The sequence below is a fragment of the Bowdeniella nasicola genome (genome assembly GCF_001907295.1).
In the GTDB taxonomy this organism is placed as follows: Bacteria; Actinomycetota; Actinomycetes; order Actinomycetales; family Actinomycetaceae; genus Bowdeniella; species Bowdeniella nasicola.
Genome location: NZ_MQVR01000071.1, coordinates 1 through 13,368, shown reverse-complemented (window position 1 = coordinate 13,368; position 13,368 = coordinate 1). Strand labels below are relative to the sequence as shown.

Here is a 13,368-nt window from a genome sequence, read left to right as displayed (position 1 = left end):
CTCGCGGATTCCGCAACCTCGAGAACTACCGACTCCGAATGCTCCTCATCACTGGCGGCCTGGACGCATCAACCCACACTCAACTCTGAAGAGCCGCAAAACCTGAGAAACAAAGTTCGTACAATCGTAACTGAAGGATTGATACCCCCTATTTCGATTAGTGGCGTGCTTATTTGCATAAGCAACAGCGTTGCGACGATTGTACGACCGCGGAACTGCTCGGACGGATACAGAACCCACATTTTGAACGTCGGGTAAGAGAAGTTCGAGCGAGTCCCCCGTCGATCGTGGATCATCAAAAGCTCTAGAAATATTCACATTGTCATCAATGTTCTCATAGATATCGAAGAACTCCAATAGCGCCAGGTTTATATCACTATCAAATCCATCAAGGTACACCAGCTTCTGCACCTCCCTCCAATTGGTCACATTAAGCTCCGCGGGGAAGTCAGGTCTGTCAGAAAATGACGACTTATAAAGCTCGGCCGCCGCCTCAAATGCCGCTTCAGGCGCATTAAATGTCGGATAGAGAAGAAGTCTTTCCGATCCGTCCTTCAGCTCGTTATTTCGAGCTTCTGGGATATCTCTGTAATTGTTCGCGAGGTCTGACAAGAATGACCTCAATTTCGAAATCTGACCGGTGTCATCGGAGCGTTCTATTGGTTCAGAACCACTCATTGGGCCTCGTGTTTCTGACTGCATATCCGCAGCAATAGCCACCGGGCTACACATAAGCACAGAAATTACCAACAAGCTCAAGATCTTCTTCACTCTTATCTCATCTCTCCATTGAGTGACATCTACATTGTACCTGGGGTCGATGCTACACCGCATTAACACTACTCGCCTCCTACGTTTGTATGATCCACTCCCTCGAAACATGCGACTCAGGTCGTAGTTTGGAGCTGGACTAAAGTGGGGCTTGGCGGGGATTGCTGGTGAGAAGAGTCCAACAGCGAAGCTAGAGGATCCTCATATTGTCCTCTCGCCGACAAGTGCTTGGACGCGATTGAGCGTCAAACTAACCTAGCGTGGGCGCCGCATCTTCGCGAGCTTGGCTTCAGTGCGTTTGATCCGCCACTTTTTGTATGCACCAATGATGCCGCCCCAATAGGATGTCTCGGGTTCCTTGGGCTCAGCGTCCGGATTGAGCGAGGGATCGGGATTGAGCGCGCCGGTCATCGCTTGGAAATCCCAGTTCAGTGTTCGAGGATCCGAGACGGTGACATAGTTGGGCGATTCATTCTGGCGAATTTCCTCCGGCGAGTTGGGCGTGACCGGGGCCGGAGCGTTGGCGGTAAATGCCGCCATCAGCAACGTGACGCGGGCAATCAGGTTGACCCACAACAGCAGGGTGACAAGTGCGGTCGCACCAGCTAGCACAGGATTATTGCTGACCGAGCCCACAGCGGCCGTTCCCACGGCGCGAAGCACCGACGAGGCGATCGCTGCAAGCCCCGCCCCCATCACGAGGTCCTTCTTTGGCACTCGCATTCCCGCCACGAATCGGAAGAGGAAGACAAAGACTGCAAAGTCGACCGCAGCGGCGATGAGGAAGGAGACGGCACGCAGCAAGAAGCCCGCGACAGCCCCCTCAACGCCGAGCCAGTCCAGGATCGCGGTGCCGAGCGTGCCCGCGGCGATGCCGAGCGCCGAAGTGACAAGCACAGCGAGAGCAAGGACAACGAATCCGGACAGGTCTTTGAGCTTGCCAACAACGAAACTCACCGGGGCGCCGACGATGCCGAACATCTTTTGGATCGACGTGCGAAGTGCGGTCATCACCGCGAGCGCCGACCACAGCAGGACCACGAACGCGATGATGGACGTCAAGTTCAACGCCGTATCGAGCACGAGACTGTCGGGGCTGACCAAGCCATCATTGGATCCGTTGTCAATCATTCCCGGCAGCGCGGTATTGACCGAGTCGATCACCGAGGTGCGCAGCTGGTCATTTCCGCCGAGCACCGCCATGAAGATCGTCCACCCGATGGCTAATGCGGCGAAGATGGAAAACAGTGCGGCATAAGCGATACCACCGGCTAAGTAAAATCCCGAGGCCATCGATAGGCGCGACATAGCGCGACCGACGCGAGTGGATTGGTACCACGTGAAGATCGCCTTGGCTTTGCCCACGGCGCTCGATTCACTCGCAAGCAACTCTTTGAGGGAGATCTTCTCAACTGCGACAACTGTCGCCTCGTCAATTCGCGGGTTATCTTCCAGGCTGGTCATGGAGCCAGGCTATCGATGGTGCAGGCTCCAGGCGACATTTACCGCGATCCCGGTCCGCTGAGTTTCACGCACTCTTGCTCGGACCAGCGCTCCAGCGATGGGCCGGTAACAACACACATATCGGTGACGAGACTGCTGCCAGAGAAGTCCGCCATATGCTCGCGAACCGCGTCGAGCTGAGCATCATCATCGATTTGGGCGAGGGTGATGTGCGGGACGAATGGGAACCTAAAATAGGCGCCGGGTACACCCGCCTTGAGCTGGCGATGCAATCGGAAGATGGATTCGCGTCCCCGCGCAATGTCGAGATAGACGACGGGCGAAATCGGCTCGAAGGTACCGATCTCCCCGGACGACACTTCAAAAGGCGAGCATGTTTCCCCCACCGTAGCGGTGTGCGCTATGAGCGCGTTGATCTCACCAGCGCTGGCCCGCCATGGCGGCAGCACGGTGATATGGGTCGGAACTTCGATGCCGGGCGGAAGGGAGGCCGACCGAGCGTCGCGGACCGCGCGCGCTAGCGATCCCGACAAGGGCAGGATCACACAGGCGTAGAGACTTCGGGACGCAACCATCCAGGTCAGCTTATCGGCTCGACGATTTTCACGCCGCCAGCCGTTCGATCTTGTTCGATTGTGTTTGTTTTGCAACAATAGGACCATGAGCAAAGCAGCTAACGGCGGGCCACCCCTTCTGGCACGGCAACGCCAAGAGAGAATTCTTGCCTGGGTCGAAGATCATGGCGCCGTGCGAGTCGCGGAAATCGTCTCGAGCCTGGGAGTCTCGGAGATGACCGCGCGTCGCGATATCACCGAACTTGTCGACCGCGGACTCGTGGATCGCGTCCACGGTGGCGCGGTCGCGCTCGAGCCGGCCGCTGTGGAGCCCTCCTTTGAATCAAAGTCGATTCAGTACGTGAGTGAAAAGGCCCGCATCGCCGAGGTCGCGGTCCCTCGAATCCGGCCCGGCGAAGCCGTGGCTCTCACCGCTGGCACCACGACCCTCGCCGTTGCCCGAGCCCTGACAACACTCCCCCACTTCGCAACGCTCACGATCGTGACAAACTCGCTGCCGTCCGCTCAAGTGCTGTACGAGGCGACTCTGCAAGCCCGGGCCGAAGGCAAGACCGCACCAACCGTCATGCTCTCGGGCGGCAAGCGCACCCCGTCCGACGCGCTCGTAGGCATGCTCGCGATTGAAACCTTCCAGCAGCTGCGCCTCGACTGGGTCTTTGCCGGCGCACATGGCTATGACCTGGAAGTCGGACTCATGACGCCCAACATGTCGGAAGCGGCAACGAACACCGCAATGATTGAGGCCTCCCGCACGGTCGTCGCGGTCCTGGACCACACCAAGTGGGGCGTTGCGGGCCTGCGAAGCTTCTGCCATCCCTCTCGCATCGGGGTCATCGTCACCGATCAAGAACCCGATAGGGCGACGCGGGAATCGCTCGTCAACCATGGAATTAACCTGGAGGTCGCGAAACGCGATGCGTAAAACTACCACTCGCATGGCAGATGGCCGCGAGCTCATCTACTTCGATGATTCCGAGCCCTATGCTTCGGGGAAGGCCACCAGGCGGCTTGATGACCCGCGCCCGCTACCCGATCGATTCGAGTCCATGAGCGCGGGACCTCAAATGCGACAGTGCCCCCTCACCGGCGAGTGGATTCCGATGGCCACCCACCGGATGAACCGTACGTTCCTGCCGCCCGCTGACGCCAATCCGCTCGCGCCTGCGCGGCCCGGAGCCGAGTATCAAGACGGCGAAGTTCCCGACACCGACTACGACGTTGTCGTCTTTGAAAACCGCTTCCCGTCCCTGCTTGCGGTTCCCGGCGAGGACACCGGGATCGTCCACGTCGATGGCGAGGAGCTCTTCGCCGCTGCTCCGGCGGCAGGCCGCTGCGAGGTCATCTGCTTTGGCCCGCGCCTGGAAGAAAATCTCGTCGACATGGGCCCCAAGCGCATGCGCACCGTCATCGAAGCGTGGGCGGATCGCACCCGTGAGCTCAGCGAGCTCGAGGGCATCAAACAGGTCTTCTGCTTCGAAAACCACGGCGAGGAAATCGGCGTCACCCTGCACCACCCCCACGGTCAGATCTACGCCTACCCCTACATTCCGCCTCGCACCGCCGCGATGCTGCAGCGCGCTACCGCCTACCGGCACGCCACGGGACGCCAACTGCACGAAGACGTTCTCGCGGCCGAACTGCGCGCGGGAACCCGCATCCTTGCCGAAGGCGAACACTGGGTGCTGTATGTCCCGGTCGCTGCGAAGTGGCCGATTGAGGCCCACCTCGTGCCGCGCCGCAACGTTCCTGACCTCGCCGCACTGAACGAGGACAAGAAATCTGAGCTCTCCCACATGTACCTGGATCTGCTGGCGGCCGGAAACTACTTCTTCGCGGACAAGGTCGGCAAGCTCAACATGCCCTATATCGCCTCGTGGAACCAGTCCGTCATCGGGCCCGGTCGCGAGGACCTCCGCCTATACCTGCAGTACTTCTCCTTCCTGCGCTCGCCCGGCAAGCTGAAGTACCTGGCCGGATCCGAATCGGGCATGGGCGCGTGGATCTCGGATACCAGCCCCGAGAACATCGCCGAACGCTTCCGCAGCGCACTCGCTCTCGCCTCCGCCGAACGACCCACGCGGTGAGGGAAATGACGACCTGGCAGACTTCGGAGCCGTTGAGCCTCGCCGCCGGCGCCGAGCGCGTGACGCGCCTGGCTGAGAACGCCTTCGGTGCGTCCGAGCGCCCCGCCGTCATCGGCTCGGCGCCCGGCCGAGTCAACCTCATTGGAGAGCACACCGACTACAACGGCGGGCTCGCCCTGCCGATCGCCCTGCCCCACCGCACGTTTGCTCACGTGCGGCTGCGCGAAGACCGTACCGTTCGGCTCACCTCCGCGCAGGCCGACGGGGTGGTCGAGATCTCGCTCGATGATGTGGCCCCCGGCGCGGACCTCGGCTGGGCCAGCTACGTCGTGGGCGTCGCGTGGGCTGCCGAGCAGGCCGGGCTCTTGCAACGCTGCCCGGGCTTCGACATCGCCATCGACTCGTGCGTGCCCTTCGGTGCGGGCCTGTCCTCCTCCGCCGCGTTAGAGTGCGCCGTCGCGGTAGCGCTCGCGACCGCGACCGGCTCCCCCCTTACGCTCGGCGATGACGAGACCCGCGCGCGCTGGGTTGAGGCGTGCGTGCGGGCCGAAAACGAGATCGCGGGCGCCCCGACCGGCGGCATGGACCAGGCCGCGTCACTGCGCGCCCACGAAGGTCACGCGCTCGCCCTCGATTGCCGCACCGGCCAGATCTCCCACGTGCCGCTCGACCTCGAAGCGGCAGGCGCAACGCTCCTCGTCGTCGATACGCGGGCACCACACGCGCTGGTCGATGGGCAGTATGCGGCCCGGCGCGCCGATTGCGAGCGGGCCGCGCAGCTGCTCGATATCCCGCTGCTCGCCGACATCACCGATCTCGATTCGGTGCTCGCCCAGCTCGCCGAGCGGGCACCTTCGGCCGACCGCGACCGCCTGGTTGCTCGCACCCGCCACGTCGTGACCGAAATTGGCCGCACGCGCGGCTTCGTCGAGCTGCTTCAGGACGGCGCGCTTACCACGCCCGAGGGCAGACACGCGCTCGGCGAGCTCATGTTCGCCTCGCATGCCTCCCTGCGCGATGACTACGAGGTGACGTGCCCCGAGCTCGACCTCGTGGTCGAGACGGCCCGCTCGGTGGGCGCGATCGGCGCACGTATGACGGGCGGCGGATTTGGCGGCAGCGCCATCGTCCTTACCACCAGCGAGCGTGCCGCTGATACCGCGGCCGCGATCCGCGCGGCATTTGCGGAAGGGGGCTTCGCCGAGCCCCACCTGTATGCCGCAATCGCAGCCGCGCCGGGCTTTGCTCATGACACGATTGAGCCATGACCTTCGTTGCCATCATTCCCGCGGGGGGTGCGGGCACGCGCCTGTGGCCCCTGTCGCGACGCCACCACCCCAAGTTCCTGCTCGACCTCACCGGCTCGGGCTCGAGCCTGCTGCGCTCGACCGTTGACCGCCTCGAATCGCTCGCCGATGAGACCCTCATCGTCACGGGCGCCGCGCACGCCGAGGCCGTCGCCGCGCAGACAGGCCTGCCTACCACGGCGATCATTACCGAGCCGTCAGGCCGCAACTCGCTGCCCGCGATCGCGCTCGCGAGCGCGATCGCGGGCCGCCGCTACGGGGAGGAGGTCCTTGTCGGCTCCTTTGCCGCCGACCACGTCATCGACAATGAGGACTCCTTCCACGATGCGGTCCTGACCGCGCTCACGTGCGCGGAAGATGGCTACATTACGACGATCGGCATCACCCCGACGCATGCCGCGACGGGCTTCGGCTACATCAAACTCGGCAGCGAGCTCGAACTGTCCGCTGCCGAGACGCCGGATTCCAAGCCGGAGCTCGCGATCGCGGCGACGATGCTCGCCCAAACCTCCCTGCACGTGACCGGCCCGCATCCGATCGCTCCCCCGCTGCCCGCCTACCGCGCCAGCCAGTTCGTCGAAAAACCCGATGCGGAGCACGCTAGCGCCTACCTGGAGTCCGGCGAGTACGTCTGGAACGCGGGAATGTTCGTCATGCGAGCCGATGTCCTGGCGCGCCACCTGCGCTCGCTCATGCCGGATTTCGCGGACCGTATCGATGCCATTGCGCAGGCGTGGGACAGCGAAGACCGGCAGGCTGCGCTAGTCGCGCACTGGGATGCGCTCGAGGCCATCGCGATCGATCACGCTATAGCCGAGCCGGTCGCCGCGGACGGCGGCGTCGCAGTCGTTCCCGCGCCCGCCGATCTCGGCTGGGATGACCTGGGAGACATGGCGGCGCTGCGCCAGCATCTCGACGTTGATGTCTCCGAACATGCCTTCGCGCTCGACGCCCCTGGCGCGCTAGTCGTCGATCACCGCACCGGTAGCGACCTCCCCCTGGTCGTGGCGAAGGGCATCGAAAACGTCGTCGTCACGCTCACAGACGACGCCATCCTCATCACGACCGCAGACCAGGCACAGGGCGTCGGCGAGATTCCAAAGTGGCTCGCCGAACGCGGTCGCGAGGACCTGATCTAGCCGCGGTTTCGTCCGGCATTCTCCGGCTGCGCCATCAGTTAGAGATCGTAGCTGATGGTGAGAGGAGCGTGATCGGAAAAGCGCTCTGCCCACGTGGGGGCTCGGAAAACGTGCGCCTCGCGGGCGGCGCTGGCAAGCCCCGGGCTCGCCATCTGGTAGTCGATGCGCCAGCCGGCGTCGTTGTCGTAGGCCTTGCCACGCCACGACCACCACGTGTACGGCCCTTGGACCTCGCCGGCGAGCTGGCGGTGGACGTCGACGAACCCGAGTTCGTCAAACCACCGATCTAGGTGGTTGATCTCGTCTTGCAGGACGCCCGCGGTCTTGTTGTAGTTGCCCTTCCAGTTCTTGATATCGCGCTCGGTGCGCACGATGTTGAAGTCACCGGCGACGAGGACCTCGCGAGTGCCAGCGGCCATATCTGATGCGAGCGCCTGCAGCCGCTCGCCGACCCGATCGAGGTGGGCGTATTTGAAATCCATCTTCTCGGTGCCGACGGTGCCAGAGTGCAGATAGGTCGAGACCACGGTGAGGGGACGGTCCAGGCCCGGGACGTTGAGATCCACCTCTAGCCAACGCCCCGAGTCGACATCGGGCTCATCCTCCGTCAAGCCCGTGCGAACCTCGCCGTGCGGCAGCGCTGAGATGACCGCGACGCCGGCGCGGCCCTTCAGCCGCGAATCGTGCAGGTGGATCGTGTCATCGGTATCGAACACCTCATCCAGCTGGGCACGGTTTGCCCGCACCTCCTGCAGGAGCAGGACATCGGGCGCGGCGGAGGTGAGCCACTGGGGCATGCCACGGCGGGAAGCCGCACGAATTCCATTGACGTTCACGGTAGAGATCGACAGCATGCCCCTATGGTCGCACGGAGTACGGACGCCTTGACCACTTGAGAACTTTTCTCAATACTGAAGCAATGGAGTTCTCTCCCGCTGACTTGGATCTCATCTCCGCCCACCGTGACCGGCTGCGTGCTCTCGATCCGGCCCTTGCGATCGGCGCGGAGCCGCCCACGCTCGAGCTGACCGACCACGTGATTCGCGCGGGCGGCGGCCTCGCGCTGCTGAGGCACCGCAGCGCGGACCCCGCCGATCCGCACTCGGCATGGGGCCCGCTTCGCACCTCCCAGTTGACGTGTTGGCACGACGGCAACCTGTCGGGCCTGGTGGACCTCGTCACGGATGCGGTGGCCGCGGCGGCCGCGCACTGGAGGCTCGATGCCTCGGACCGGGAGACGTGCCTCGCGGCGTTTAGCCCGGCGCGGGATACGGCAGTCACAGCGGCCCTGCTCGAGACGGGCTTTGCTCCCATCAGCCAAACCGGGGTTCTTACCGACCTCGCACGCCTCGCGCCCGCACATGAGCTACCCGCGGGCCACACGATCGCCCCCTTAAGCGAGGCGACAGATGAACAGGTCCTGCCGTTGATCGAGGCGCTCGGGGACGAGGAAGCCGACTACCTCGTGACGTACCCGCGTCCCGTCTCTCCCGCACGCTCGCTCGTGGCGGAGGCCCGCAGCAGTGGCGCTCGCACCTCATTTGTAACTCGTAGCGGTAAGCGCGTCGTCGGGATCGTCACGACGAACGAGCCTGGAACAAGCGACGATCCCGCGGATAAGCCGTGGTTCGCGCGCAGCACGTCGCTGGCCCGGGTCGGATACTTGGGCCTCGCCTACGTCGTGCCCGACTTCCGCGGGCGCGGCGTGATGAGCTCCCTCGTCACGGCGGCACACGCCGCGCAACGCGAAATCGGTACGCGCGCGATGATCGCGGACTATTCGGTCACGAACCCGTACTCCTGCTCGCTGTGGCACAAGACGGGCTACCGCCCGCTGCACCACACGTGGCGGCGGCGCGTGCCGGTGAGCTAGGCGCGTTCGGCGGCTTCGACGACGTTCACGAGCAACAGCGCGCGCGTCATCGGGCCGACGCCTCCGGGGTTCGGGGAGAGCCACGATGCGACCGCATCGACGCCGTCGGCGACGTCGCCGTATAGGCGTGCCTTGCCGGTTTCCTCATCGACGACGCGCGAGACGCCGACGTCGAGGACGATCGCACCGGGCTTGACCATGTCGGGCGTGATGATGCCCGCAACGCCCGAGGCGGCGACGATAACGTCGGCGGAGCGGACCTTATCGGCCAGGTCCTTCGTGCCCGTATGGCAGCTCGTCACGGTCGCGTTGACGTCCTTGCGGCCCATGAGCAGGCCGATCGAGCGGCCGACCGTCGTCCCGCGCCCCACGACGCACACGTCGGCGCCGTTGAGGTCGATCCCGTGGCGCTCGATGAGCTCGATAACGGCACGCGGCGTGCACGGCAGCGGGGTCGTGATCTCCTCGCTGATGCGCAGCACGAGCCGCCCAAGGTTCGTCGGGTGCAGGCCGTCCGCGTCCTTGTCCGGGTCGATGAGCTCGAGCAGCGCGTTGGTATCGACGCCCTTGGGCAGCGGCAGCTGGACGATGTAGCCGGTGCATGCCGGATCATTGTTGAGCCGTTCGATCGCGGCTCGGATATCGGCCTCGCTCGCATCCGCGGGCAGGTCCTCGCGGATCGAGGCAATGCCGATCTCGGCGCAGTCGCGATGCTTGCCCGCGACGTAGGAGACCGAGCCGGGATCCTCACCGACGAGCACGGTGCCGAGCCCAGGGGTGACGCCGCGTTCTTTCAGCTTCGCGACCCGCGCCTTCAGTTCCTCTTTAATCTGCGCGGCTGTGGCCGTGCCATCGAGGACCTTGGCATCGCCTACCCAGCCGCGCCTCACTGCTGGAGTCCCTCGTACAGCGGGAAGTCTTCCGTCAGCTTGGAAACGCGCGCCTTCAGGGCGTCGACGTCGGCGCGATGACCGTCCTTCAGCGCGGTCGCGATGATGTCGGCGACCTCCGAGAACTCAGCGGCTCCGAAGCCTCGGGTCGCGAGCGCCGGCGCGCCGATGCGCAGCCCGGAGGTGACCATCGGCGGGCGCGGATCGAACGGGATCGCGTTGCGGTTAACCGTGATGCCCGCGGCGTGCAGGAGGTCTTCGGCCTGCTTGCCATCGAGTTCGGAATTGCGCAGGTCGACGAGCACAAGGTGGACATCGGTGCCGCCCGTGAGGATCGAGACGCCGGAGTCCTTCATGTCCTCGGCAAGCAGCCGCTCGGCGATGATCTTGGCGCCCTCGATCGTGCGCTCCTGGCGATCCTTGAACTCGGGCGTACCGGCGAGCTTAAACGCCGTCGCCTTGGCGGCGATGATGTGCATGAGCGGGCCGCCCTGCTGGCCGGGGAAAACGGCCGAGTTGAGCTTACGTCCGAAGGTCCCACCATCGGAGGACAGGATGAGGCCGGAGCGCGGGCCGCACAGCGTCTTGTGGACCGTGGAGGACACCACGTGAGCGTGCGGCACGGGGTTCGGGTGCAGCCCTGCGGCGACGAGCCCGGCGAAGTGCGCCATGTCGACCCACAGGGTCGCGCCGACCTCGTCGGCGATCTCGCGGAAGGCGGCGAAGTCGAGCTGACGCGGGTATGCGGACCACCCGGCGATGATGACGCGCGGCTCATGCTCGCGGGCCGCCTCGCGTACCTTGTCCATGTCGACGAGGTAGGTCTGCGGATCCACGCCATAGGCCTTGGCGTCGTACAGCTTGCCGGAGAAGTTGATCTTCATGCCGTGGGTGAGGTGGCCGCCGTGGGCGAGCTCGAGGCCGAGCAGGGTGTCACCGGGCGAGGCGATCGCGTGTAGGACGGCCGCGTTGGCGGTAGCTCCTGAGTGCGGCTGGACGTTGGCGTAGTCGGCCCCGAATAGCGCTTTGACGCGTTCGATAGCGAGGTTTTCCGCGATGTCGACCTGCTCGCAGCCGCCGTAGTAACGCCGGCCGGGATAGCCCTCGGCATACTTGTTTGTGAGCACCGAACCCTGGGCCTGCAACACGGCGCGAGGCACGAAGTTCTCGGAGGCGATCATCTCCAGGGTGTGACGTTGCCGGTCTAACTCCCCGGTCAGCACGTCGGCAATCTCTGGATCGATCTGAGCTAGTGGGGCGTTAAGGACATCCTGCGTCACGGGTACCTGCTCCTAGGTTTCGGCCGTCATCGGCGCCGAATCGATAATGGGTGACGAGGTTGAGCCTAGCGCAGATCAGTCGGCGGCGGGGGCGCCGAAAGCGTCGACGAGATCGTCATCGTCTTCGTCTTCTTCGCCAAGCACCCGGCGCAGGTAGGAGTAGGTCAGTTCGCCGGCGTATTCATCGAAATCATCGTCGTGGCCGGGCATCCCGGGGATGTCCAGGCTCGCGCGCTTGTCCTGCGCGGTAAAGACCCACACCTCGGAGATGTCCTCGGGCAGGTATTCCAGTACCTTGAGCAGCAGCGCCGTCCCGATCCCCTGCTTCTGCAAGTCGGGCGTGACGGCCAGGCGGCCAAGCTTGGCGCGGGTGCCATCGATCGCGACGCGGATCGAGCCGACGAGCCGCGTGCCAATCCATGCGCCGAGGGTCACAACGTCCTCGCGTGCGAGGTCCTTATCGATGTCCTCTAGTGATTCGGTGAGCACCGGCAGGTGCGGATCGCCGTAGACCTGCGCTTCGGTCACGAACGCCGCGCGGCGCACGGTCATGAGTTCTCCGGCGTGCTCGGCGGCGATGAGGTCGATTCTCACGTCAGACACGGCTGTCCTCCTAAAGATGGCTCTGCCCCGAGCCTACGGTGTTTTCAGGCTCGGGGCATCGCGGGAATCGACGGAGCTGGCGGCTATCCCTTGACGGAACCCGACATGCCGTGTGTTGCCTTGCTCCGCCCATCTGCCGAGTCTTCCGCCCCTTATGGAAGCTGAATGGTGGACACAATAACGGCATGGTCAGAAGAACCCAGATCCATTTCGGAGCATTTCACTGCAGCGAGATTCCCCGAGATGAGGATGTGGTCAATGCGAGCGCGCAAGAACGACGGAATACTCGTTGGCCACGAACCGTTGCCTCGCGTTTCGCACTGGTTTGCCGTCTCCTGCGGATGTCGTAGGGAGGTTAACGCTCCGTGTCTCAAGGTTGCATTGAAGTCACCAGCGACAATGAGAGAGCCTTCGTAAGCCTTAACATAGTCAACAGTTCGTTCAAGGTCTGCCTTCCACTTGCCCATCAAACCCGGCAGGGGCGGGGCCACATGCACGCCGATGATCCGGGGCAGTCGTTGATCCTCAAACTCGACAGCAACGGTACCGAAAGAGCTGATGGGGCCCAATGCTCGATGGACCGGACCAAGTCGAGAGTTAACCCATATCGTCGTTGGGGCGATGTTCCCCGAATAGTCATCTGGCAATCCATCGTTTTCAGTGCCAATAACTTCGCCAGACATGCCTAGCTTTTCGCTCAACTCAGACAGCTCAAACTCGGATGTCTCTGGCAAGACCATGACGTCCGGTTCATATCGAGCGTGGATGGATCGTAAATCTTCTTCACTCAAAGTGGATTGCGTGTTGAACGCAATTATCGTCAACGTGCTCGCGCTGGCGGGGTGAACCTCGACGATTCTGGGAGTGGTGAAGCCATCTGGGAAGACAACAAAAACTAGACCAGCCAGGAAGCACATGACCCCAGACACGACATCGAGCGGAGCACGACGACGCGACAACGACTTCCACACAACCCCAACTCCGACAACAACCAGCAAGCACCCTAGAGGAGCAGGGAAGGCGATCATCTGGGCAAACGGAATGATGGAAGACAGCGCGCGTGTAATGGGCAGCGATGGAGCAACGGCTAGGAGTAGTACAACCAGCGTCATTAGCATCGCGACCGCGCGGCCAACGCTCGCCACGAGCCTCCTTCGAATTCGATGTCGATTCTGATTCCCGCGCAGCGTTGAAAGAGCTACAACGTCGTTGTTTCCCAGCGATCCTCGCACCTACTTCAGTGTAACTAGGCCACCATGATTCGCAAGATACTCACAGCGGTCCGAATGACCTGCCCCCACGGTTAGGTCCGGACGTTGTGCGAGTCGTCGGTTTCGATTTGATGGGTGCACTGCCGAGCGTAGTCGGCCGGTGCGAGATAG

General features: G+C 63.4%; 13 protein-coding genes. 5 read left to right on the top strand and 8 right to left on the bottom strand.

Annotated features, from left to right (window positions below):
- Positions 1-48: 48 nt before the first annotated feature.
- The 3 genes from BSZ39_RS10305 to BSZ39_RS10295 all read right to left on the bottom strand — a co-directional run bounded on the left by BSZ39_RS10305 (position 49) and on the right by BSZ39_RS10295 (position 2,780).
- A complete protein-coding gene (locus BSZ39_RS10305; protein ID WP_158025173.1) occupies positions 49-771 on the bottom strand; it encodes an amidase domain-containing protein in 723 nt (240 codons plus the stop codon).
- 255 nt (positions 772-1,026) lie between these two features.
- Entirely contained in the window at positions 1,027-2,235 is a 1,209-nt protein-coding gene (locus tag BSZ39_RS10300; RefSeq protein ID WP_083603235.1) for a YihY/virulence factor BrkB family protein, read from the bottom strand.
- A 38-nt stretch (positions 2,236-2,273) separates the two neighbouring features.
- Entirely contained in the window at positions 2,274-2,780 is a 507-nt protein-coding gene (locus tag BSZ39_RS10295; protein ID WP_073717246.1) for a 2'-5' RNA ligase family protein, read from the bottom strand.
- A gap of 115 nt (positions 2,781-2,895) precedes the next feature.
- On the opposite strand from BSZ39_RS10295, the gene BSZ39_RS10290 reads away from it, so the two are divergent.
- Genes BSZ39_RS10290 through BSZ39_RS10275 form a run of 4 tightly spaced genes read left to right on the top strand, consistent with a single transcriptional unit; the run spans position 2,896 to position 7,340 of the window.
- Positions 2,896-3,732, top strand: a complete 837-nt coding sequence (locus tag BSZ39_RS10290) for a DeoR/GlpR family DNA-binding transcription regulator (protein WP_073717245.1) — start codon at positions 2,896-2,898, stop codon at positions 3,730-3,732.
- 13 nt (positions 3,733-3,745) lie between these two features.
- Positions 3,746-4,894 (top strand): galactose-1-phosphate uridylyltransferase, encoded by a 1,149-nt coding sequence (gene galT, locus BSZ39_RS10285; RefSeq protein ID WP_245792493.1) that lies wholly within the window; start codon positions 3,746-3,748, stop codon positions 4,892-4,894.
- 5 nt (positions 4,895-4,899) lie between these two features.
- Entirely contained in the window at positions 4,900-6,162 is a 1,263-nt protein-coding gene (gene galK / locus BSZ39_RS10280; RefSeq protein WP_073717243.1) for a galactokinase, read from the top strand.
- Complete coding sequence (locus tag BSZ39_RS10275; RefSeq protein WP_073717242.1) at positions 6,159-7,340, top strand: mannose-1-phosphate guanylyltransferase; 1,182 nt, start codon at positions 6,159-6,161, stop codon at positions 7,338-7,340. The genes galK and BSZ39_RS10275 overlap by 4 nt, the downstream gene beginning before the upstream one ends.
- A gap of 38 nt (positions 7,341-7,378) precedes the next feature.
- Here BSZ39_RS10275 and BSZ39_RS10270 read toward each other — a convergent pair whose 3' ends face one another.
- Positions 7,379-8,191 carry an exodeoxyribonuclease III gene (locus BSZ39_RS10270; RefSeq protein ID WP_073717248.1) on the bottom strand — a complete coding sequence of 271 codons (813 nt, stop codon included), beginning with the start codon at positions 8,189-8,191 and terminating at the stop codon, positions 7,379-7,381.
- A 68-nt stretch (positions 8,192-8,259) separates the two neighbouring features.
- Between BSZ39_RS10270 and BSZ39_RS10265 the strand changes: the two genes are divergently transcribed.
- Positions 8,260-9,213: a GNAT family N-acetyltransferase gene (locus tag BSZ39_RS10265; RefSeq protein ID WP_083603232.1), complete on the top strand. Its 954-nt coding sequence runs from the start codon at positions 8,260-8,262 to the stop codon at positions 9,211-9,213.
- Here BSZ39_RS10265 and BSZ39_RS10260 read toward each other — a convergent pair.
- From BSZ39_RS10260 to BSZ39_RS10245, 4 genes are all read right to left on the bottom strand, one after another.
- Positions 9,210-10,103 (bottom strand): bifunctional methylenetetrahydrofolate dehydrogenase/methenyltetrahydrofolate cyclohydrolase, encoded by an 894-nt coding sequence (locus tag BSZ39_RS10260; protein WP_073717240.1) that lies wholly within the window; start codon positions 10,101-10,103, stop codon positions 9,210-9,212. The genes BSZ39_RS10265 and BSZ39_RS10260 overlap by 4 nt on opposite strands.
- Positions 10,100-11,383, bottom strand: coding sequence for a serine hydroxymethyltransferase (gene glyA / locus BSZ39_RS10255; RefSeq protein WP_073717239.1), 1,284 nt, complete (start codon positions 11,381-11,383; stop codon positions 10,100-10,102). Before glyA ends, BSZ39_RS10260 begins: the two co-directional genes overlap by 4 nt.
- A gap of 75 nt (positions 11,384-11,458) precedes the next feature.
- A complete protein-coding gene (locus tag BSZ39_RS10250) occupies positions 11,459-11,986 on the bottom strand; it encodes a GNAT family N-acetyltransferase (protein WP_222842934.1) in 528 nt (175 codons plus the stop codon).
- A 152-nt stretch (positions 11,987-12,138) separates the two neighbouring features.
- Positions 12,139-13,131 carry an endonuclease/exonuclease/phosphatase family protein gene (locus BSZ39_RS10245; protein WP_073717237.1) on the bottom strand — a complete coding sequence of 331 codons (993 nt, stop codon included), beginning with the start codon at positions 13,129-13,131 and terminating at the stop codon, positions 12,139-12,141.
- Positions 13,132-13,368 lie beyond the last annotated feature (237 nt).